Annotated in this window: 21 protein-coding genes and 1 other RNA gene; 15 read left to right on the forward strand and 7 right to left on the reverse strand. The window is 40.0% G+C overall.

The window, feature by feature from the left end; all coding sequences use genetic code 11:
- The first annotated feature begins 259 nt into the window (after window positions 1-259).
- Window positions 260-1,825 carry an LA_0442/LA_0875 N-terminal domain-containing protein gene (locus CH365_RS11105; protein WP_244283128.1) on the forward strand — a complete coding sequence of 522 codons (1,566 nt, stop codon included), beginning with the start codon at window positions 260-262 and terminating at the stop codon, window positions 1,823-1,825.
- A 20-nt stretch (window positions 1,826-1,845) separates the two neighbouring features.
- Window positions 1,846-3,915, forward strand: a complete 2,070-nt coding sequence (locus tag CH365_RS11110) for a methyl-accepting chemotaxis protein (RefSeq protein ID WP_100768624.1) — start codon at window positions 1,846-1,848, stop codon at window positions 3,913-3,915.
- Between the two features lie 126 nt (window positions 3,916-4,041).
- On the opposite strand, the gene CH365_RS11115 is transcribed toward CH365_RS11110, so the two are convergent.
- Window positions 4,042-5,049, reverse strand: a complete 1,008-nt coding sequence (locus CH365_RS11115; protein ID WP_341865140.1) for a hypothetical protein — start codon at window positions 5,047-5,049, stop codon at window positions 4,042-4,044.
- 169 nt (window positions 5,050-5,218) lie between these two features.
- Between CH365_RS11115 and CH365_RS11120 the strand changes: the two genes are divergently transcribed.
- From CH365_RS11120 to CH365_RS11135, 4 genes are read left to right on the forward strand one after another with little or no spacing between them, the layout of a single operon-like run.
- Window positions 5,219-5,635 carry a hypothetical protein gene (locus tag CH365_RS11120; protein ID WP_208861199.1) on the forward strand — a complete coding sequence of 139 codons (417 nt, stop codon included), beginning with the start codon at window positions 5,219-5,221 and terminating at the stop codon, window positions 5,633-5,635.
- Window positions 5,619-6,992, forward strand: coding sequence for a PP2C family protein-serine/threonine phosphatase (locus CH365_RS11125; RefSeq protein WP_100768627.1), 1,374 nt, complete (start codon window positions 5,619-5,621; stop codon window positions 6,990-6,992). Before CH365_RS11120 ends, CH365_RS11125 begins: the two co-directional genes overlap by 17 nt.
- A gap of 5 nt (window positions 6,993-6,997) precedes the next feature.
- Complete coding sequence (locus CH365_RS11130; protein ID WP_100768628.1) at window positions 6,998-7,771, forward strand: enoyl-CoA hydratase-related protein; 774 nt, start codon at window positions 6,998-7,000, stop codon at window positions 7,769-7,771.
- Between the two features lie 6 nt (window positions 7,772-7,777).
- Entirely contained in the window at window positions 7,778-8,236 is a 459-nt protein-coding gene (locus CH365_RS11135) for a DUF192 domain-containing protein (RefSeq protein WP_100768629.1), read from the forward strand.
- Window positions 8,237-8,297: 61 nt separating this feature from the next.
- Here the strand turns inward: CH365_RS11135 and CH365_RS11140 are convergent, their stop codons facing one another.
- Window positions 8,298-8,903 (reverse strand): DUF3332 family protein, encoded by a 606-nt coding sequence (locus CH365_RS11140; protein ID WP_100768630.1) that lies wholly within the window; start codon window positions 8,901-8,903, stop codon window positions 8,298-8,300.
- A 253-nt stretch (window positions 8,904-9,156) separates the two neighbouring features.
- On the opposite strand from CH365_RS11140, the gene CH365_RS11145 reads away from it, so the two are divergent.
- The 4 genes from CH365_RS11145 to CH365_RS11160 all read left to right on the forward strand — a co-directional run bounded on the left by CH365_RS11145 (window position 9,157) and on the right by CH365_RS11160 (window position 12,297).
- Complete coding sequence (locus CH365_RS11145; RefSeq protein ID WP_100768631.1) at window positions 9,157-10,617, forward strand: MBOAT family O-acyltransferase; 1,461 nt, start codon at window positions 9,157-9,159, stop codon at window positions 10,615-10,617.
- Window positions 10,618-10,672: 55 nt separating this feature from the next.
- On the forward strand, window positions 10,673-11,026 hold the full coding sequence (locus CH365_RS11150; protein WP_100768632.1) for a PilZ domain-containing protein: 354 nt from the start codon (window positions 10,673-10,675) through the stop codon (window positions 11,024-11,026).
- A 95-nt stretch (window positions 11,027-11,121) separates the two neighbouring features.
- Complete coding sequence (locus tag CH365_RS11155) at window positions 11,122-11,724, forward strand: RNA polymerase sigma factor (RefSeq protein ID WP_100710582.1); 603 nt, start codon at window positions 11,122-11,124, stop codon at window positions 11,722-11,724.
- A 6-nt stretch (window positions 11,725-11,730) separates the two neighbouring features.
- On the forward strand, window positions 11,731-12,297 hold the full coding sequence (locus CH365_RS11160; protein ID WP_100768633.1) for an LIMLP_12425 family protein: 567 nt from the start codon (window positions 11,731-11,733) through the stop codon (window positions 12,295-12,297).
- 2 nt (window positions 12,298-12,299) lie between these two features.
- On the opposite strand, the gene CH365_RS11165 is transcribed toward CH365_RS11160, so the two are convergent.
- From CH365_RS11165 to CH365_RS11185, 5 genes are all read right to left on the reverse strand, one after another.
- Complete coding sequence (locus tag CH365_RS11165) at window positions 12,300-13,364, reverse strand: NAD(P)H-dependent flavin oxidoreductase (protein WP_208861200.1); 1,065 nt, start codon at window positions 13,362-13,364, stop codon at window positions 12,300-12,302.
- A 32-nt stretch (window positions 13,365-13,396) separates the two neighbouring features.
- Window positions 13,397-14,329 (reverse strand): hypothetical protein, encoded by a 933-nt coding sequence (locus CH365_RS11170; protein ID WP_100768634.1) that lies wholly within the window; start codon window positions 14,327-14,329, stop codon window positions 13,397-13,399.
- Window positions 14,329-14,616, reverse strand: a complete 288-nt coding sequence (gene hpf, locus CH365_RS11175) for a ribosome hibernation-promoting factor, HPF/YfiA family (protein WP_020771476.1) — start codon at window positions 14,614-14,616, stop codon at window positions 14,329-14,331. Before hpf ends, CH365_RS11170 begins: the two co-directional genes overlap by 1 nt.
- Before the next feature lie 239 nt (window positions 14,617-14,855).
- Window positions 14,856-15,317 (reverse strand): tetratricopeptide repeat protein, encoded by a 462-nt coding sequence (locus tag CH365_RS11180; protein ID WP_100768635.1) that lies wholly within the window; start codon window positions 15,315-15,317, stop codon window positions 14,856-14,858.
- Window positions 15,318-15,573: 256 nt separating this feature from the next.
- Window positions 15,574-16,269: a lysophospholipid acyltransferase family protein gene (locus tag CH365_RS11185; RefSeq protein ID WP_100768684.1), complete on the reverse strand. Its 696-nt coding sequence runs from the start codon at window positions 16,267-16,269 to the stop codon at window positions 15,574-15,576.
- A 218-nt stretch (window positions 16,270-16,487) separates the two neighbouring features.
- Between CH365_RS11185 and rnpB the strand changes: the two genes are divergently transcribed.
- The 5 genes from rnpB (at window position 16,488) to CH365_RS11210 (ending at window position 20,031) form a co-directional block, all read left to right on the forward strand.
- An RNA gene (gene rnpB, locus CH365_RS11190) (RNase P RNA component class A) lies at window positions 16,488-16,878 on the forward strand.
- 24 nt (window positions 16,879-16,902) lie between these two features.
- The gene (locus tag CH365_RS11195; RefSeq protein WP_244283130.1) at window positions 16,903-17,484 is read left to right on the forward strand and encodes a hypothetical protein; all 582 of its coding nucleotides are present in this window, start codon (window positions 16,903-16,905) and stop codon (window positions 17,482-17,484) included.
- 97 nt (window positions 17,485-17,581) lie between these two features.
- Window positions 17,582-18,130, forward strand: coding sequence for a hypothetical protein (locus CH365_RS11200; protein WP_100768637.1), 549 nt, complete (start codon window positions 17,582-17,584; stop codon window positions 18,128-18,130).
- 190 nt (window positions 18,131-18,320) lie between these two features.
- Window positions 18,321-18,743 (forward strand): acyl-CoA thioesterase, encoded by a 423-nt coding sequence (locus tag CH365_RS11205; RefSeq protein ID WP_100768638.1) that lies wholly within the window; start codon window positions 18,321-18,323, stop codon window positions 18,741-18,743.
- Window positions 18,744-18,843: 100 nt separating this feature from the next.
- Window positions 18,844-20,031: a PP2C family protein-serine/threonine phosphatase gene (locus CH365_RS11210; protein ID WP_244283131.1), complete on the forward strand. Its 1,188-nt coding sequence runs from the start codon at window positions 18,844-18,846 to the stop codon at window positions 20,029-20,031.
- Window positions 20,032-20,056 lie beyond the last annotated feature (25 nt).

The raw sequence follows: 20,056 nt of genomic DNA on the forward strand, positions 1-20,056 counted from the left end.
GATTGTGTGGAAAGAATGGGGCAAAATTTTCCTCATTTCTACAATGCTTAAAACGTAAACTATTCGAAACATTTCAAACGTTCAGAAATAAATTATCAATATTTCTAATAATAAAATTTTTTGAGTGACGAGTTAGGAGAAATGCATATTTCTTTTCGTCTTCTTATGGATTCTCTTCCTGTAGAAGATCGCTCTATGTACTTGGGAAAAATCGAGAGAGAGTAGGGTGCCCGCCCTAGTTTATATTGGAGACACTATTATGTTCCTTGGAGTTTGGCCGAAACATCCCTTCGCCTATGCGGCAGGATTATTTATTCTTTTCGGTTTTGGAGAATTATTCTCAGCCGATTTCGTTCGTTTAAAGAACGGGCAGATAGTCAGAGGTAAGATCATCTTAGAAGACGATGAAAAAGTACTGGTTGCCGAGGATAACGATTATGTTCGTTTCGTAGATAAGGATAACGTTGCTCAGGTAAGTTATGAAAAAGGAAAGCAGAATGTCGGTACTTCAACTCTAGAAAAAAAAGGGGCTCCACAAAAGGTTTCCGATATTCCCCAAGGCCATGTGGAAACCGGTCCTCCGAATATGTACGGTCCGAGCGGAGGATCCAGTAATGGAAATGGAGGAGATACTTCTATAGAAGTGATACATGAGGTGGTCACGGACTTTATTTGGCGGGGACTTAGTTTCTCCGGAGAGATCGCGAACCGCAGGGATAACGAGAGTTATAGAGCAATGACCTTCGTTCCTTCTTACCAACCTACCGTAACTTTTAATACTCCGTTAAAAGGTTTCCAAGTACAGTTCTGGGGAAACTTTCAATTAACGGAACGTAATGATAGGGATAATGACGGAAGATTTCAAATGTATCCTGGAGGGGCTGGGCCCGGCTATGCTGGACAAGGGTCTTCCGGTTCTTTGAGTCCATTTTCTGCTCCTTCTCCGGACACGTTAAACTCTGCTTGTCCATATGATACTCAAGCTAACTTTATGGCGGGGAATCCGACAACAGGTTCCACTTGTGGCGGAGATGTTCCCGGTTTTAAGAAAGAACAGAACGGTATGAAACGTTCGGATGGATTGTTCTACGCATTCTATTATAATTTCGAAAAGACCAGTTGGGGAACTTTTACTGCAGGGATCTGGTTCTATAATACTTTTCAGAAGAGTGCCGCTTATACCTCTCCTGCATTAGGAGGATTTAATTCTTCTGCTGCTCAAGGAGTTGCCGGAGCGAATAACCCTTCTACACAGATCACTCGTTTGGCTTGGCAGGAATACTTCTTCTTTTGGAAATTACCTTTCTTGCAATATGTGAATCCTACAATTTCCTTTTATACTCAATTCTCTCAGGAGAATGCAGGCTTGATGGCGGGAAAAAACTATCTATCTTTAACGATGGGTCATGAGTTTTTTGAAGGGAGTTTTTTCCGGATACTTCCTCAGGTTAATATAGGTTACGCGATGAGTAATAATATTGTGGATAACAGATACGGGATCCAAGATATCACTTCCACACTCACTTTCTTTTTCGGAAAGTTTTTCTTTAAGGCAGCGGACGTATATAGACCTAATTTATATATGTATGATACAGATAATTATTATGGAGCGACTGGCGGTTACGTAAATACCAGTAGTAAAGACGGTAAGATCGTAGATCCTGGAAAGGTGAACGGTCCTGCGAATCAATTGGTGCTGGATTTTATCAATTCTTCCACTTCTATACCTGACCAGTTGAGACAATCCGTAAGAGAGTCTTATCTTCTGCAGAAAATTCCTTCTCACTTGGTTTGGTTTAGCGTAGGGTTTAGTCAGAACTTCTAAGTATATAAGGAAATTATAAAATGAGCATTCGATTCAGGATTTCACTTTACCTTTCGGTGGTTTTACTTTCCGGGTCGATCATTTTAACCGTGATCAACTCGGTCGGATCGTATTTTAGCCTGAAATACCAGGTAGAAGACGGATCCAGAATGGCCGGAGAAAGATTTGCATATGAGGTGAAGGACTTTCTGGATTCAGCGTTGGGTTCTCTTAGGGGGACCCAATTTTTATTAGAATCTTCTAGACCAGCTAGGGAAGAAGTAGTGGCGGCACTTTGGAAATTGGTAGAGGCCAACCAGTATTATTTCGGAACTTGGGTAGTATTCGAACCGAACGGCTTCGACGGTCCTGATGCACGATATAAAAATAAACCTCCCTACCACGATGGAACCGGAAGATTTGTACCTTATATCAACAAATCAAAAGGTGCTGTTATCGCCGAGCCGGTAATATATTACGAAAATATGGATGAGTCCGGAGCATTTTATACCGTTCCTAAAAAGACACTTCATGATTATGTTGCGGATCCTTTCTCTTATCCTGTAGGAGGAAAGGACGTACTTATGGTTTCCATTGTGAAACCTGTTTTTAGAGGGGGAAGTTTTTCTGGAGTAGTAGGCATAGACCTCGCCATGGAAAACTTACAGGAACTTTTAGGACCGATCAAACCGTTTAGGGGAGAAGGTTATCTTACTCTTATTTCTCCAAATGGAACCTATGCTGCAAATGGAAAGGATCCTTCTTTAGTTGGTAAAAAAAATCCGGACCAAGAATGGTTGAAACAAATTGTAGAAGGAATTGCAAAAGGAAAACCTTTTTCTCTGCATGGCGGCGGAGAAGGTCACCATTTTTTCCCATTTTTATTAGGAAATTATGATAAACCTTGGGCAGTAGAAGTATCGATCCCAGATTCAATTTTTTGGTCTGATATGAGAGGAGTAATCCTCCAGACGATATTATCTTCTCTTGTGATCATGGTGGTGATTCTAATCATTCTGAACTTGATCTTCAATAGACTGATCACTAGTGGTCTATTAGAAGCAATCGGTTTTTCGGAGAAGATTGCAGATGGAGATTTAACTTCTCATATAGAAATCGCAAGGGAAGATGAGATAGGTAAGTTGTTAAAGTCCATGGATATGATGAAAGTGAACCTTTCAAAAATTATCCTGGATATTAAAACTTCTTCTACAAAACTAAATAGTACTTCTGATCAAATGGCTGAATCCAGTCGTAATTTCTCGGATGTGGCCCAAGCCCAGGCTTCTGCAGCTGAAGAATCTTCTGCAGCAGTAGAAGAACTTGCAGCATCCGCAGAGAATGTTCGTAGATCGATGGAAAAAGCGATTGAGAACATGAAGGAAATTGACACTAACGTAGTTCTTCTTCGTGAACAGATCGGGACCATTAATAACGAGATGCAGACATTATCTCAGGTAGCAAGTGAATCCCAAGAACGTGCAGTGACAGGTGAGAATGCGATGGGTGCTACCAATCAGGCCATGGATGAGATCGGAGAAAGTGCGAGTCGTATCAACGAAATTTTATCAATCATCACTGAAATATCAGAAAAGACAAATCTTCTGGCATTGAACGCAGCAATAGAAGCAGCGAGAGCGGGTGAGGCAGGTAAAGGATTTGCAGTAGTTGCTGAAGAGATCGGTAAACTTGCGTCACAAACTTCTTCTTCTGTGCAAGAGATTGGAGAGCTTGTAGATTCTACGAATAATGCGGTTCATAACGGGAATACAAAAGTTAAAGAAGCGAGTGATATACTTCGTAAATTAAGAACCTCAGTTGATTCTTTCGGACTATCTGCGAAGAAGGTATTGGAATCCGTAAAAACTCAGGAGAAGAATACACAAGATATCCATCAATCTGCGAATTTCCTAATGAGTTTCAGTTTACAGATAGAAGAAGCAGTCCAGGAACAAAAACGTGCAACGGATGAGATTACGAAGACGATCGTAAGTATTTCAGAAGGAACTCAAGAGGTTGCTTCCGGAGCGGATGATCTGACTTCTTATTCAAGTGAAATGCATGGGCAATCGGAAGGTCTTCTCAAATCCGTAGATAAGTTTAAACTTTAAGACACAGAGCTTTCAAAAGTCTCTGAGTTTTATCACACAGAGACGCAAAGGCGCAAAGTTTTGAATTTGTTGGAATTCCAACACGGCGGCTTCTTTGCGAATTCAGCGTTGTCTGTATGAAATAAATTACTGAGAAAGAATTCTCTCTATGATTTTTCTTTGGGATTGAAGAGAATCATTTCGGATTCCGTTTTCCATTTTGAAAATCGGTTTATTATTTTTTAATATTTCCAATTCCCAGGGTTTCTTTTCTAAAACCACATGCACATAGGAGACAAAAGAATCCGCAAAGAAATCGTCTGCATTTGTAGCAGAGTATAATGTAGGGAGAGGAGTTTGAGAAAGGATTGGATAAATTTTCTCCCAATTATCTTCTAAAGGAAGAGATTCGGAATAAAAATGGATCTGAGGTCGTATTGTAAAAACAGAATCATCCAAATAGCTGACCTTTTCCGATTTCCAAACTCCTTGATAAAACTCGAAATTTGCAAAGGATCTTTTAGAAGAAAAAAAGCTTGGACCTATCTTTTCCGTTTCGGAAATAATATGACCGAACTCATGCAATAATATATAACGAAGTGCATTTGCCTTCGTATTTTGTTTTTCCTCTTCTATTCGGATACGTATCTTTGTATTTCCTTTTTGGAATGTAGAATTTTCCTTATAACTGATCCAATCGTTCGCATTCCTGTTTAATGTATTTGCGTCTAAGATCACGAATCCGCCAACTGATTTGCCATCTTTTCGTATGATCCCGCTGACCGCGGAGCCTCCCAAATTTTCACAGACATAAATACGAAACAGTTTCTTCTTGAGAAGAGTTGCAACAGTCCCTGTTTGGGAATTAAGGGCATCTAACAGAGTCGTTTTGAATATGTTTAGGTCTTTCATCGGTGAAGGTGATTCGGTAAAACCATCTACTCGATTCAATTCTTTCACATAATTTAAGGCATGTTTATCCAAGTTAAAAATCTTAGAAGCCCAGTCTTCCGACTCCAACCCGACATAGTTTTCCATTTTTGAGAGAGGAGAGGAAGACAGAACATCTGCATAAGGATTTGGATCTCCTGCTTCTTCTTTACAGGAGTAGAAGATTTCAAAAATAAGAATGAATACGACAAACAATCGACACATTTCAGTCTTTAGCTTGGATTTCTTTTCGGAAAACATGCGGCTTTGAATGTGCAAAACTTGAGCTAGAACGAAAAGTATTTTTCTTTGCATCGCAAAAAATCGGAAAGAGAAGAATAGGGTTATTGATTTGCTTTTCATAGGCCCTTTGTAAGATTTGTGCCTGTCTCTCATGAAGACCGGTGTCCTTTTTTATAACACTTGTAGATTTCCCCGCAATTATGCTCGGACTTCTTTCTTGTTATGTATAGTCATATTGTTTCTTTATGGAGTCTCGATCTTTTCGGATGTGACCAATCCTTGGGAACTTCCTATAGACGAGAGGATCTTGAATCGCAAGGATGTGAGTCATATCGTTTTAGAGACAAGACCTGGCGGATTTCGCGTAACTTTACTGATTAACGAAAGATTTCCGTATAATTATAAATCAAAATCATCCGCTTTCTATTATTCTAATATTAAGGATTCTAAAGAAGGTTTGGAATTGGCGGAAAAATTAGACCGATATCTTAAGTCCGGCTTCAATATGAAGATCAGATTTAACGGATCGGAAATTTACGAATTTATATTAGATGAATCTATCCAATAAAAAAGCTAGCGGAATACTTAACCCTTGGTCTTTCCTGGAAACCGAGTTCAATTACAGGGAAGTAAGCGCCTGGAAAGACTTCGTCCGTATCGATCAGTCATTCATTCGACTTGCATTTTTCCTCCACTTCCTCGTCTATTTTTTAGTCTTGATTCCGGAAATACGGAATTCCCCACATGGAACCATCTATTTCGGGCTGATACTAAGTTTAAACATTCTCAGTTTGGTTCTTTCTTTCCAAAGAAAGTATCTTCCTGCAGTCATTCATGGTACAAATTTTAGCATTATTTTTTTAGTGATGCTGATCTTAAACGAATCTTTTTATACCTTCGATGATCTCCATAGTTTACAACTTTATAATAATTACTTCCTGCTCGTCGGATTTTTGGTTTTATTCCAGATGTTCCGACTTAAGGTGAAAGGTTGTTTCCTAACTGCCACCTATTCCATTGTATTACATCTTGGGTTTATTTATTTTAAACTAAAGGATGGTCCTCTTCCCGGATTCCCTTTGGTTCTATTCGTTCCAGACGTGGTCTATTTGATCTTAAGTCTGATTGGAACTACGATTGTAGTAATTGTCAGAAGGTTAGTTCGTATTTCCTCCGAACTGGATTCCGAGTATAGATTCTTGCAGCACGAACTTCAGATCGCGAGAAAAGTGCAGGAGACCTTATTTCCAGAAGATATTAGTATAAAGGGTTTTAGATACGAGGTATTTAGATCCACTCCCAATGAGATCGGCGGGGATTTTTACGATTTTATACAATTAAGGGAAGGAAACACAGGAGTTTTCTTAACCGATATTGCAGGCCACGGAATCGCTTCCGCGTTAGTCGCATCATTTATTAAAATTATGGTCGCGACGATGCCTTATCGTCTAAAGTTACATCCAGTTCGACTATTGGAATATTTAGACGAGACACTTCTAAGACAGTTCAAATCTCATCATGCTTCTGCGGTTTATATATTTTTCGATTTTATTTCCAGAGAGATCCATTTTGCGAATGGAGGACATCCTTATCTAATGCATTCCCAAAACGGAAATGACTTTAGGGAAATCGAAACTACTGGAAGTATATTAGGTTTTGGGATCAAAAGACCGATTGCGGAACTGGTTTCATTACCGATTGCATCCGGAGAAAGGTTGTTTTTATATACTGACGGATTGATAGAGAATAGAAATCCAACAGGAAAACAGCTTGGAAGTGAAGGCCTAATTGAAATCCTGAACAGAAATAAGTCTTTTACCGATTTAAAACAGTTTAAGGAAGCCGTCCAAATCGAATTGTCCGCATTTTTTGGAGACGCTGAATTCGAAGACGACACACTTTTCCTGATCATCGAGATGGAGTAAATATTATGAGCGAATCACTGATCCATTTACAAAAAGAAGGCAAACTGGCGATTTTAGAGATCAACCGTCCTTCTGCGTTAAACGCATTAAACGAAGAACTATTAAACGAATTAACTAGCGAGATCACTAATCTAGAAAAAGATCCGGCTATTCGCGTGGTGATCATCACCGGCCAAGGAAAAGCATTCGTGGCAGGAGCAGATATTGCCAAGATGAAAGAGCTGAATGTGGGTGGAGCTGAGAAGTTCGCAGCCTTAGGACAAAGCACTTTTGACCGGATCCAAAAGAGTAGATTGGTATCGATCGCAGCAGTGAACGGTTTTGCTTTGGGCGGAGGACTTGAACTTGCACTTTCTTGCGATATCCGTATCGGTTCTGAAAAAGCAAAATTAGGACTTCCAGAAGTTTCTCTCGGCTTAATACCCGGATTCGGTGGAACCCAAAGACTCGCAAGACTGATCGGCTACGGAAGAGCTGCCGAGCTTATTTTCACTGGAGACATGATAGGCGCAGAAGAAGCCTACCGAATTGGAATATTAAATAAACTTGTTAAAGATGGAGAAGACCTAATCTCCACTGCAAAGGCGACTGCCGAATCCATTCTAAAAAAAGGACCTATCGCAGTTTCCACAGCAAAATCAGTAATCCTGAACGGATTAGATATGCAATTATCCAAAGGACAAGAACTGGAGAAAAAAGAATTCTCCAATTTATTCTCCGGAAAAGAATCCAAGGAAGGAATGGGAGCCTTCTTAGAAAAACGTCCTCCTAATTTTTAAGGATTCATGAAAACTTTCAGATTTTTCATACTTTCTATTCTGTTCTGTCTTCCGATGGCGGGTTGGGGAGAATACAATTCTCCTCTGTATTTAGAAAAAACAACCATCTATATAGGTGATCATCCTCTTCTTGTAGAAGTGGCAAATACTGATGAATCTAGGCAGAGAGGATTGATGTTTCGCAAAAAGTTAGGAGAGAATGAAGGAATGATCTTCATTTTTCCCAATGAGGAATACCTATCTTTTTGGATGAAGAATACTTTAATTCCTTTAAGCATCGGCTATTTTTCGAAAGATAAGATGTTAGTTGATGTTTATGAGATGGCTCCGAACCAAACGCAAGTTTTGTATCATTCTACTCGAAAGGTACTGTATGCAGTCGAAGCAAATCCCCGTTGGTTTGCGAAACGTGGACTTGGAAAAAATTCTGTTTTAAAGATTGAGAATAGATTTATTGGAAAATGACCCGCCCTTAAACAGAGCGGATCTTTTGCAGCCTGGTCCGAATAGACCGGGCTTTTTTGTATTAAAGAGACTCTGCGGCTCTCAATTGTAGATCTTGCAAGCTTTGAGCTTCAACTACTTTAGAAGATTTTAATTTACCTTGTTCAGTAAGTTTTAAGATCACTTGGGATCCTACGGATTGAGAAGTAACTTCGATTTCGGAAAGTTGTCCTTCTCTCTCTACGAAAAATTTTCCAGGTTGAGAGCGGAAAGCAGTCAGAGTTTCTGATTTTCCTTCTTTAGAAACGGCAGTCAGATCCAATCTGGAACCGAATTCAGTATAAACCAAAGTAAGTTTTTCTCCGTCTTGCTCGAAAGATTTTGCGTATCTTCCTTCTTTATCGTACTCGTTTAGTCCTACAGGGTTACTTCCGGACCAGAACTCGATAAGGTTGAAAAGAAGAAAGTCGATAAATCCACCGATTGCCATTAAAAATCCGAAAGGAATATAAAATAGAACCGTTTTTACGATCTTTGCAAGAAGGCCACCGCCGACATTGATTCCGTCGTTAGCATTGTAAAAAACTCTTACAAGTGCGAATTTTCCGAAACAGTTCGCCAAGGAACCGAAGCTAGCTCCTACCAGTACCAAGGTCAGGATAATTTTTTTTAAAACGTTTTTCACCATTGAAAACGGAACTCCTTTATGTGAATGGAATGCGAAACTACGATTAAAGTATAGAAAAAATCTTGCAAGAGATTTACATTCTATCTTCCGTTTTGTAGGACAAAATCTTGACTAAAAAATCAATGCCTAAACTGATCCAATAAAGGGAAGAGAATCCCTTGACCTAGTTCCAGTCTCGGTATTTCTGGACCGAAAGACGGTTAATAATCATAAAGCCGTTCTAGGGGCGCTTGCCCGCTGACAGGGAACCTACGTGATCTTTCCCACACTGGAATTTTTTCTTTTTTTCGCCTTCGTATTTGTAACACATTGGTATATTTTACCGGCGCTTATTCCGGAGCCCAAATTACGCAAATCACTCATCCATATCTTCCTGCTCATCATGAGTTATATCTTTTATATGAGCTGGAACTGGAAATTTGGGGGTTTGATCTTATTATCCACCGTAATCGATTTCTTTTTAGCGGATCAGATCTTCGAATCCAAGAACCAAGGATTCCGCAAAAAGATGATCGTCATCAGCTTGGTGCTGAACCTTGTATTCATTTTAGGATTTTTTAAATATTACGGATTCTTAAGCGAGAACCTGAACGCACTTCTGCATACTTTAGGCTTCCAAAGTTTATTTCCCGTTCTTAAAATAGTTCTTCCTGTAGGGATTTCATTTTATACATTCCAAAGTTTGAGTTATACGATAGATGTATATAGGGGAGCGATTCCCTCCGAAAAAAATTTCATAAGATTTGCGTTATTCGTTTCCTTCTTCCCTCAGTTGGTGGCCGGGCCTATCGTTACTGCCAAAAGTTTTTTACCTCAACTACAAACAGAGAAGAAGATAGAAGATATCCCTTTTAGGAAAGCGATCCGTTATTTTCTAATGGGATATTTTAAGAAGGTCGTGTTATCGGATAATATATCTCCGATCGCAGATCTGATCTTTAAAAATCCGGATGCGTATTCTACGGAAGCACTTTGGTTAGGAGCATTTCTTTTCTGGGTGCAGGTATATTGTGATTTCAGCGGTTATACAGATATGGCGTATTCCGCGGCACTTCTTCTTGGTTATGAGCTGCCTGAAAACTTTAGAATGCCTTATATTTCTCAGTCGGTCACGGAGCATTGGAGAAGATGGCATATCACTCTTTCCACATGGCTTAGAGACTATGTGTATATCTCATTAGGTGGAAATCGTGTAGGGCTTTTCCGTCATAGATTCAATGTTTGGTTCACAATGTTCGTGGGGGGAATTTGGCATGGAGCCAATTGGACCTTTCTCATCTGGGGCTCCATCCAAGGTGGATTTCTATTAATAGAATCTGTATTAAAAGAATGGAAAGCGAAATGGTTCCCGAGTTTCACAATTTCAGATTCTTGGGATAAGTGGCTAACTCCTGTTAGAGTTTTATATGCAAGCACGGTGGCGGTCACCTTCGGAGTCATCTTCCGATCCGCAAATATAGAATCCGCTCTGAAAATGATCCACGGAATGTATGTCTACCAAAGCGGAGAGCTTAGACCTTATATGTTAAAGCAAGGGATCCCTGCGATACTTTGTGTGATCATCGGACATTATATCGGTTGGCTTCTTTACGAAAAAGGAAAGGAGATCAAGATCCCTGCTTGGCTGGAATTTTCTCTTTATCCATTGATCGCATTTTGTTTTGCGATCTTAAGTCCCGATGGAGAGATTCCTTTTATCTACTTCGACTTCTGAAAAAAGTAAAACGCTGGACACTTGTCGAATTCGTTTCTACTTTGAACCCTTATCGATGAGTGAGCCCGGCCAAAAACCTAGGAGTCCCAGATTTTATCCCAGAGATTTCGACGAGTACATCGTGCAGGTGGATTCAGGACTCATCACGTTAGAAGGTAAACTCGGAAATATTTCCGAATCCGGTATCTGCATTTTAATGAGCGGAGAAGATCTACCTGGCTCTGTTCCAATCGAAGGTTCAGTCATCGAAAGAAGAACCGGTAAACGTCTTGAATTTTTAGGGGACGTGGTTTGGAAAATCCCAAAACAGGTGGATGCCAAAAGAAAGTTCTTATACGGGATACGTTTTAGAGATCCTTTAGAACTGACAGAGTCTCTTATACTTATCAATCTTTCCTTAGAAGGTTAAAATCCTAAAACCGCATACGGTTGCGCGAACTTCCTTACGTCATATTTTTATTGCAAAGGCCAGGGAAGAGCCTACCTATGTCGTAAAGGCTTCTAATGATCGAAACCGATAATCCTCATCGCAAACAAACCGTACGAGAAAAAGAAATCCAGCTTCTAAAACGGATCAAAGAAGGGGATGACAAGGCATATATAGAGCTTACCGGCCCTTATAGGGAGAGATTATACAGAAAAGCTGTCTCTATGGTAAAAGATGGGGATGACGCAGAGGATATCGTCCAAGATGCCCTGATCTCAGGATACCGCTCTATACGCAATTTTAGGGCAGAATCCGGGGTTTATACCTGGCTATACCGTATCGTGGTCAATAAATCCAAGGACCTTCTGGCTAAAAGAAAGAGGGCCAGGGAAAATTCCATGGACGATTCGGAGTTCCAGGTCACTGACGATCGTATCAGCTTCGAAAAAAAAGTAGAACTTTCCGACGAGAGTAACTATCTAATCAACAAAATCAACGAACTCGAGGATATATACAAAGAAGTCATCGAGCTCCGGTATTTCGAGGAAATGTCCTATTCACAAATAGCAGAGATCCTCGGAACTAATATCGGAACAGTCAAAAGCCGGCTCTTTAAGGCAAAGGAATTTTTGAAACATCTGATTATGAAAGATGGAAAGAGCGAAGGCTTTTTTAGGTAGTAAGGTATGGAAAAACAAACAAGTAAACAACAGAGCACGAAATTCGGCTTCTCGACGATTTTTCAAAAGGAAGATCCGGATCATGTTAAATTAGAAAATTCTTTGGTTCGAGCAGTCTCCGAACTACGAACGGAACAGATGAAGGATATCAGCCTCTCCAAGGACTTCAATCTTAGATTAGAAAATCTACTCAAAGATGTCCGTTTCGATGAAGAAACTTCTTGGTCCAAGTTTTCCCGCAGTTTTGTCTGGAATCGTTCCTTCCAATACTCTCTCAGTGCAGCTCTTGCAATCCTAGTTCTCGCAGTCACAGTCGGTCGCTTCTCTTCTTCTAACGAAACAAGTTTGGCAGAAAGGTCCGGAACTCTTACAGTAGGCGAAGACCGCGAATTCGTGGATCTTCCTTCTTCTGCAAGAGTCGATGTGGATCTGAATTCACGTCATCTTCTGGAAATTTCCAAAAATCCCCAAGCTTCTAAAACTTTAGGTTCTTTAGAGCAATACTTTATTGAAAAGGGTGATTATAGAACTGCTCAAGAAATCCGCCACGTTTTGGAATCAGCTACCAAATAATTTTAACTAACTCTATAAGTTGCGGTCTTTAGTTCTTCGAATAAGACCGCAACAAGCTCGCCGGCTTTCATTTCCCTGATTAACTCTATTCCTTGTCCTGACCAAAGAGATAAGAAGTCGGACTTTCCAAGTTCTGCAGATCTTTTTCGGATATCTCTTGTAAAAGCATTTTGAGCGGGGAAGGGTAGAATTTGCCGGGTCTCCATTTCTTTCATAAATCTATTTTCTAAACCTCTGGCGATCCTACCGGAAAATACACGAGTGGTTTTTGTTTTACGATTTTTAGAAACTAAGGCTTCTCTATAAGGTTTAGAAGTTCCCGCTTCTTCACATAATAAAAATGCTGTGCCTAATTGTGCTGCACTTGCTCCTAAAGCAAGAACCGCTACAATTCCCGCTCCGTCCATGATACCTCCTGCAGCAATCACTGGGATCTTCAAATTGTGAACTAAACTTCTTACGAGAGGAAATAATCCGATCCCAGGATCTTCTTCAGTAGAAGAGAAAATACCTCTGTGTCCGCCGGCTTCTATTCCTTGCGCCACAAGCCAATCTATGCCACTCTCTTGGGCTTGGAGCCCTTCTTCTAATGTTGTGGCTGTTCCGCAGGTAATGATCCGATTCTTTCTACATTCTTGAATATAATCAGAAGATAGAAGCCCGAAAGTAAAACTGAACACTTCCGGTTTTTGGCTTAACATCGCTTCGAATTGTAGATCAAAATCCAAAGCATAAGGGGGATCAATTTTAGGTGTAGGAACTCCTAACTCTTCTCTATACTTTTTTGTGGCTTCAATTGCCAGATTGATTTGATCAGCACTGAGTTCTGGAGTTTTCGCAGGCACAAAAAGATTCACTGCAATTGGTTTGGAAGTTAGGCTTCTCGTTTTTTGGATGATCTGAACGATCTGTTCCGGTGCCTCGTAAGCGAGTCCCAGAGATCCAAGTCCACCCGCATTAGAAACTGCAGAAATCAATTCAGGAGTAGAAGGGCCACCTGCCAATGGAGAAAGAATGAGAGGGCCTTTTAAGCCCAGTGCTTTTAGAATAGGATTTTCGAGAGCCAAAATATTCTCCCTCTGCACTTTGCAGATCTCTATTAGACCTTCAGTCTTTTATGATATAAGTTCGGATCTAAAGAATCCAGGATACGTTTTGCTTCTTGGGCGACTTCTCCATAAAGGATCGAGGTTCTGGAATCGAGTAAAGCACAGCAGAGTTGGATCATTCTACACTTTACCTTAAATTCAGTTCCACCTTTACGTAGTCCCAAAGAGTCACGAAGTCTAAATAATTCGGAACGATATGCTTCCAATTCCTTATCGCTCATTTTACGGATCTCTTTGAACACTCCTCTTTCGAGAAGTAGGACAGGTAATGCCTCTTTCAGTTCACCTTCTTCCTTAAATTCTTCCTTTAAGATCTGTATAGCTGAGAAGATAGGCTCTGAACGAACAGATTCCAGTCGAACGGCACTAGGCTCTTTTAAAAAAGCTTCTCTATATAATAGGAGTCCCTGAGAATGTTGTCCGCTTAAGTAAGTACATTCCGCTCTGAAAAATAATAACTCAGGAGAAAATCTTTCCAAACCAGAAGAATCTCGAAGGACTTCGGAAGCAAGATCAGTATCTTCTGCGAGTAATAATCGATAAGCAAGTTCTGCGATGAGTCCTGGAGAAAGAGATTGGATACCTTCCTTTCTAAGTGCGATCCGTACCTGGTCTGTGGTTTCTTGCAGAATAGAACTCATTGCAGAATGATAGGAGAGTTCTTTTGGAAAGGATTTACTTTTATAAATGGAATCGAAGTCTTTCAGGAATTCTAATAGAAGTCCCGTTCTTTCTCTTCCTTCTTTTGTGAGATGGATCCGATCAATTCTATGATCCCAAAAAGAAGAAATATAAAACCCCGAGGCAAACTCGGGGTTTTCGGGATCTTCTTCCAATAGGGAATCGAATAAGTTTCGGGAGAGTTCGAACTCTCCTTCGGATAAATGTTTTATCGCTTCTTCGTACTTCCTGTCTTGGTCCATCAATGAGCGGCTTTTTTGTCGTGGTGTTTGCTTACTTGTTTTACGATCTTATCTTCTAAACCGTCTATGCAGGAATAAATATCTTTATCTTCGTGTTGTGCATTAAACTTACTTCCATCTGCAGCTAAATTCAAATTAGCGCTAATCAACCCATGCACCTGTTCGAATGAAATTTCCATCGAAACTAACTTTTGTATATATTTAGAGACTCGTTCTAACTTTTTTCCGGCATAATCTTCTGCCGTTCCGGAATGATCTAGATTTTTCCAATTAAAAACGATTTTCATGTAAAGCCTCCGAAATTTTTATATATGGCTTCTCAAAGTTTTATCATAGCACGAATGCGGATCAGAAAAAACTAAAGAAACGTATTTTTGGACGGGGAAAGAAAGGGAGTCATCCCAACCCAGGAATTCCTGTAAGATTAGGATGGAAAAAATCAGAGTCAAATCAAAAAAAGCGCCCGCCCCGAAAGGGGCGGACCAGGGAAGTTAGAACTAGAGATGGGATGATTTCCTAGAGTTTCTTAGTCCTTGTTTAGAGTCAGGCTTGGCTGTTTCGCAAAAGCCAGGCTACATGCTTCCTGGTATTTTTTAAGACCTTCTTCCTCTGCGTGAAGAGCGGAATCAAGGTCACCAATCTTTTGGTATACATGGATAACTTCTTTAATGTTCTCTAAAGCTTGGCAGGATTTGCCGAGACGGAATTCGGAGATTGATTTCAGATAAAGAACCAGAGCGTATCCGGAGCTTTCCTTATCGCCGATTTTTGTTCTCACAGCTAAGGACTGATCGTAAAAAGCGATTGCACCTTCGTAGTCCCTGGTTTTTTGTTTTAGGCTACCAAGGGCAGTAAGCTTATTTGCTAGCTGGGCTTCTGTTTCCGGTGCGTAGTTCTTGAGCGAACTTTCGATCACATTGGTTTCAGGTTCTGCATAAATTGCAGTGGAGATGCTTAAAATTAAGGCAATTTTAATTAATTTGTTCATCTTTTTATCTCCCAGCCGGGGCTTTGTATAATATAGTGCAAAGGCCGTGCCAAGTTTCTGGAATCTCTCCGATTTTTTATTTCTAAAGCCTGAAAATTTTCCGGAAACATGGGCCTACTATAGCCCTTTGGTTTCTGGCTGTATATGGGGAGGGGTGTAAGGAGTTCCTTCCAGCTTGTTAGGAAGTTATTAAGAGCCCCTGAGGCCGAGAAGCCCCAGAAGTTTTTTCACGCAGAGGCGCTAAGACGCGGAGTTATTAGCCAATAATTTCTTCCAATTCCGGATCTGCTGATTTTTTAGCCTGTTCGAATGGGTATTTGAGATTGGTTAGGCTTGCGATCTCATGCATACAATCATGCAGGAAATCTTCCGGGTCCATATCCGCAGTTAAATATCTAAGTTTTCCTGCACGGACTATGAAGCTCGTTCTACGCAAAAAGCCTCTAGGTTTATATTCCAGTCCCAGGCATAGAACTGGCAGCGGTTCTTCCGGCTTTCCGACTATGAATCTGAATCCGCCGGGGCGGCCTTTTCCCATTTTATAAGGAATGGTGGTCTGTTCCGGAAAGATCACGAGCATATTGCCTTCATTGAGTACCTTCTTAGCGAATAGCAGATCGTTTTTACTTTTTCTGGGTTCCTTTCTGTTGAGAGGAATTCCTCCACAGCGAAGAAAAAAATCAAAGAACATAGGAGAAGCAAGAGAATCTTTCATGATCGCCCAGATATCCATTCTTCTATGATATAATGCTTTAGAGAGTCCCAAGGGAATATCGTCGTTTCGTTGGTGTTTGGATAAGACTAGGACCTTTCCGTTTTCAGGTACATTTTCTAATCCATAAACTTCTGCTTTATAGAATAAGGATCCATAAAGTCTTCCGAACCAGCGCAAGGCCTTTCTGGCTCTTTCTGAACTTCCTGGATGGGGCTTTTGTATATTCTTGGATGACATTGTTGAATAAGAGGATAATTCGGGGAGAAGGTTGCAAAATAGCTGAGGTATTTTCTTTACATTTTTGCGACAGGGATCGCAGCGGAAATCCGGCGACGCGACATGTAATGGTGCGTCGCTGATTGGAGCGTAGAGCCCGGTCCGAGCGAAGCGAGTGAGTCGCCCGGAGCCCAAAAAACGAATAGCATTTGCACGGATTTTTTCTAAACTCGTTTTGGAAGGTCTGCCGGATGGTCGCGCTTTCTTTTCTGATCGAGTGGATTATCCCTCATTCGGAGAGTTTGTGAGGAAAGTCCGGACACCATAGAACCGCGGGACCGGGTAATTCCCGGAGTTCGGGATCGTAAGAAACCGGATATGGAAAGTGCAGCAGAAAATATACCGCTAGTTTTCTAGTAAGGGTGAAATGGCGGGGTAAGAGCCCACCGCCGCTTTTGTAAAAAAGCGGGCAATGTAAACCCTCCCGGGTGCAATCTCGAATAGGCGGCCATCGTTGGTTCTGCAGGGCCGCGGGTAGAGAGCAAAGAGTCTTTTCGGCAACTAAAAGACCAAGATAAATGATCATCACTCGCAAGAGTACAAAATCCGGCTTATACGCAGATCTTCCACTGTCATTATATGAATTTTATAAATATGGAATGGTTCACAAGAGAAGCGATCCTGGTTTTAATACTTGGATCTGTTTTCGCTTTTTCTCTTACATATACATTCGAATATTTTATCAAACAAACAGATAAACTTCAGCTTCAAAAGAATACAAAACGTTATTTACGGCTTCCTATCTTTTATAGATTTGCAGGTTTCTTTTTGATTTTACTCGTTCCGATTGTTCTTTTGGGAGATACTTACTTTAATTTTCAGAAGAATGGGATCTTCAGTTTTCCTGATCCAATTTTGTGTTCGGTGTCATTTTTTCTTTTTTTGGTAGGAACCTTACTGATACTCTATTGTAAAAATTATAAGATCATATTGGAGCAGGATTCAATTTTGTCTCGGGGAGTTTTTCGAAAACATAAAAGGATCCTTTGGCGTGATATTAAATCTGTCCAATTCGAAAAGTCTGCCTTTTTCCTTTCGGATAATAAAGAGAAAATAGAAGTAGTGACTCTTTTGTCTGGGTTTGAACTGTTTCTTTCTACTTTAGAAGAATCTGTTTCTTCCGACCTGTATGAAGAAGCGTTTCAAAACTATAAACAGTTTTTAAGAAAGTCCTGATGTGAAATTTTTGATTTTAGAAATTATCGAAAAATATGTGACTGTCTTTAGAAGAAAAGCCATATATTAGAAAATTACATTATTCGAGGTAATAGATTTGGATTGGATATATCATTACATTTCGGTTGAAATCGCGGGAGCTGTCTTCGGGCTTATTATTTATTTGCTCGCGAAACAAACAAAGCCGAGAGAGGTTGAAGGAAAAATTATATTAAGACTTCCGATTATATATTGGTATTTAGCTATTTTTCTTCTTATTTTTTTATTCGGACTATTAGTTCGGGAATATTATCCTCATTTTAAAACAGGTGAGTTTAGTTTGCCATCTGATTTGGCAGTCTTTTATATTTCTTTTCCGATGATGATTGCATCTATAATTCTACTGTTCTATTGCAAGAACCACGAAATCATTATAGATAAAAAATCTATCCAATCTTTTGGTTTGTTTAGGAATAAATCTGAATTATCTTGGAAAGAGATTAATAAGGTAACTTTTAGTCAGTCCGCATTTCGTATCTACGGCCCAAAGGTAAAGATCGAAATTATAACTTATTTAGCTGGATTGGATATATTTTTAGAAATTTTGCAAGAAACAGTTCCAGCAGAAATATCTAAGGAAGCTTTGAAAAAATACGAAAACTCCTGATCGCTCTTGTTAATCTTTGCAACTCCGCGCCTCTTAGCATCAAAGTTCTAAAAAATTTGATCCGCATAGAGAGCACGGAGTTTCTATTATTGTGCTTATGACTTTTCTCAGTGCTCTCTGCTTCCACTTTGTGAGCCTTAAATAAAATTCTTTCCTTTCCAGAATTGATCCCTTCGATTTTTCTAGCACTATGTCTAAACCGGAAAGATACCCATACAGCGTTCAACAAAAAGTGGCTTGGGGAGATATGGATGCCTTTGGTCATGTGAATAATGTGGTCTATGCAAGATATTTCGAAACTGCGAGGGCTTCCTATTTTGATGATATGGGTCTTTGGGAATCTCCACAGAAACCTATGGAAGGTGGACCGGTTCTCACTCATATAGAAATGGATTATAGAAAGCAGGTCCGTTTTCCGGAAACGATTGATATTTCCGTAAAATTGGAATCCGTTAAGAATAGATCTTTTTCTATCGTTTGTTCTATGTGGAATCAGACTGGGGAATGCGTGTTGACTGGAAAAGCGGAATTGTTATGGTTTAATTTTTCTACCGGAAAACCCGCGGCGATTCCAGATGTCTATAAGGAACAATTCTTCCAACAAAACAAATGAAACGCCGGCAATCACAAGCGTAAAAGAATTTTTATCAGAAGAATCATTGTCGCGATTTCGTTTCGCGATGTCTCTTTTTCTTTTTTTCGCGGGATTCGGTTTGTTGTTAGGTGATCCTGCTTCGGAAGGTCTCTCCGATCCAAGATGGATGAGAGTCTCTCATGTTACATTAATTTGTATCTCCTTATTCTTAAGTTTTAAATTCGAAAATTTTAAAAAATACTGCGAATCTGTATTGCTCTTTCATTTCGCGGTGATGAGTATCCATTCATTTTATCTTTTGTATGTGAACGGTTTATATCTGGGTTATCTATTCGGATTGATCCTAGTAGTATTCAGTACGGGTGTTTCAATCAATAACCGTAGAGTATTGATACCGGTCCTTCTTCTGTTTATAGCGATCGCGTTCTTTGTGGGAATTCATGTAAAAGATCCTAAGATAGATGTAGGAATGTATTATTTTGGTCTTATATCTTCCGGAGTTTTGTCGGTTCTTGTAATCGGTTTTAGAATGAAAACATTCGAAACCTTGTTAGAAGCAGATGTACAAATGGAAAAATTCCAGGTCAATATCGAAGAAGAATTGTCCATCGCTCAGAAAACACAAAAAAGCCTTGTGGATTTGGAATTTCCAGAAGCAGGGAGTTTTAGGATCCATTCTTATTTTAAACCTTTGGAAAGTGTGGGCGGAGATTTGATCAAAACGAATCTAGGCAAAGAAGGGGAGCTTGACTTTTTCTTTGCAGATGCTGCAGGTCATGGAGTTTCCGCAGCAATGGTTTCCGCTATGGCGGTAATGGCTTTTAAGACGACGGCTCCTGTTGCAGAAAGTCCTTCCAAGGGTCTGACTTTGATCCACGAGTCTTTAATGACTATGATCGGCGGATTTTTTATCACCGCTGTTTATATGAGATTGGATCGAATGAAAAAAAGTCTGACCTATTCTTATGCGGGACATCATCCTGCGGTTCTAATTAAGTCTGACGGTTCGGTCCAAGAATTGGCCGGAAAAGGAACCGTGTTACTTGCACTTCCAAAATTATTCAACCGAGATTACGAAATTTTATTAGAACCCGGAGACAGGGTGATATTATTTTCTGATGGAATGTTTGAGTTTTATACTGAAGAAAAAGAATTTTTCGGTTATGAAGCGTTCATAGATCTGATCCGAGATTATACATCTCTTTCCGGAAGAGTATTTTTGGATTCTTTGGGAGAAGCGGTTCTTGGACTACATTCTTCTCCGCCTAAAGACGATATGACTATGCTATATTTGGAAGTTCTTTAAATTAAAAAACATCTTGCTCTTCTTA

The organism is Leptospira neocaledonica (assembly GCF_002812205.1).
Taxonomy (GTDB): Bacteria; Spirochaetota; Leptospiria; order Leptospirales; family Leptospiraceae; genus Leptospira_B; species Leptospira_B neocaledonica.

What these genes read in the sequence shown, in the direction of transcription:
- CH365_RS11105 (WP_244283128.1), top strand. Translation starts at nt 260, where the DNA reads ATGTTCCTTGGAGTTTGGCCGAAACATCCCTTCGCCTATGCGGCAGGA.
- CH365_RS11110 (WP_100768624.1), top strand. Translation starts at nt 1,846, where the DNA reads ATGAGCATTCGATTCAGGATTTCACTTTACCTTTCGGTGGTTTTACTT.
- CH365_RS11115 (WP_341865140.1), bottom strand. Translation starts at nt 5,049, where the DNA reads ATGTGTCGATTGTTTGTCGTATTCATTCTTATTTTTGAAATCTTCTAC.
- CH365_RS11120 (WP_208861199.1), top strand. Translation starts at nt 5,219, where the DNA reads ATGAAGACCGGTGTCCTTTTTTATAACACTTGTAGATTTCCCCGCAAT.
- CH365_RS11125 (WP_100768627.1), top strand. Translation starts at nt 5,619, where the DNA reads ATGAATCTATCCAATAAAAAAGCTAGCGGAATACTTAACCCTTGGTCT.
- CH365_RS11130 (WP_100768628.1), top strand. Translation starts at nt 6,998, where the DNA reads ATGAGCGAATCACTGATCCATTTACAAAAAGAAGGCAAACTGGCGATT.
- CH365_RS11135 (WP_100768629.1), top strand. Translation starts at nt 7,778, where the DNA reads ATGAAAACTTTCAGATTTTTCATACTTTCTATTCTGTTCTGTCTTCCG.
- CH365_RS11140 (WP_100768630.1), bottom strand. Translation starts at nt 8,903, where the DNA reads ATGGTGAAAAACGTTTTAAAAAAAATTATCCTGACCTTGGTACTGGTA.
- CH365_RS11150 (WP_100768632.1), top strand. Translation starts at nt 10,673, where the DNA reads ATGAGTGAGCCCGGCCAAAAACCTAGGAGTCCCAGATTTTATCCCAGA.
- CH365_RS11155 (WP_100710582.1), top strand. Translation starts at nt 11,122, where the DNA reads ATGATCGAAACCGATAATCCTCATCGCAAACAAACCGTACGAGAAAAA.
- CH365_RS11160 (WP_100768633.1), top strand. Translation starts at nt 11,731, where the DNA reads ATGGAAAAACAAACAAGTAAACAACAGAGCACGAAATTCGGCTTCTCG.
- CH365_RS11170 (WP_100768634.1), bottom strand. Translation starts at nt 14,329, where the DNA reads ATGGACCAAGACAGGAAGTACGAAGAAGCGATAAAACATTTATCCGAA.
- hpf (WP_020771476.1), bottom strand. Translation starts at nt 14,616, where the DNA reads ATGAAAATCGTTTTTAATTGGAAAAATCTAGATCATTCCGGAACGGCA.
- CH365_RS11180 (WP_100768635.1), bottom strand. Translation starts at nt 15,317, where the DNA reads ATGAACAAATTAATTAAAATTGCCTTAATTTTAAGCATCTCCACTGCA.
- CH365_RS11185 (WP_100768684.1), bottom strand. Translation starts at nt 16,269, where the DNA reads ATGTCATCCAAGAATATACAAAAGCCCCATCCAGGAAGTTCAGAAAGA.
- CH365_RS11195 (WP_244283130.1), top strand. Translation starts at nt 16,903, where the DNA reads ATGGAATGGTTCACAAGAGAAGCGATCCTGGTTTTAATACTTGGATCT.
- CH365_RS11205 (WP_100768638.1), top strand. Translation starts at nt 18,321, where the DNA reads ATGTCTAAACCGGAAAGATACCCATACAGCGTTCAACAAAAAGTGGCT.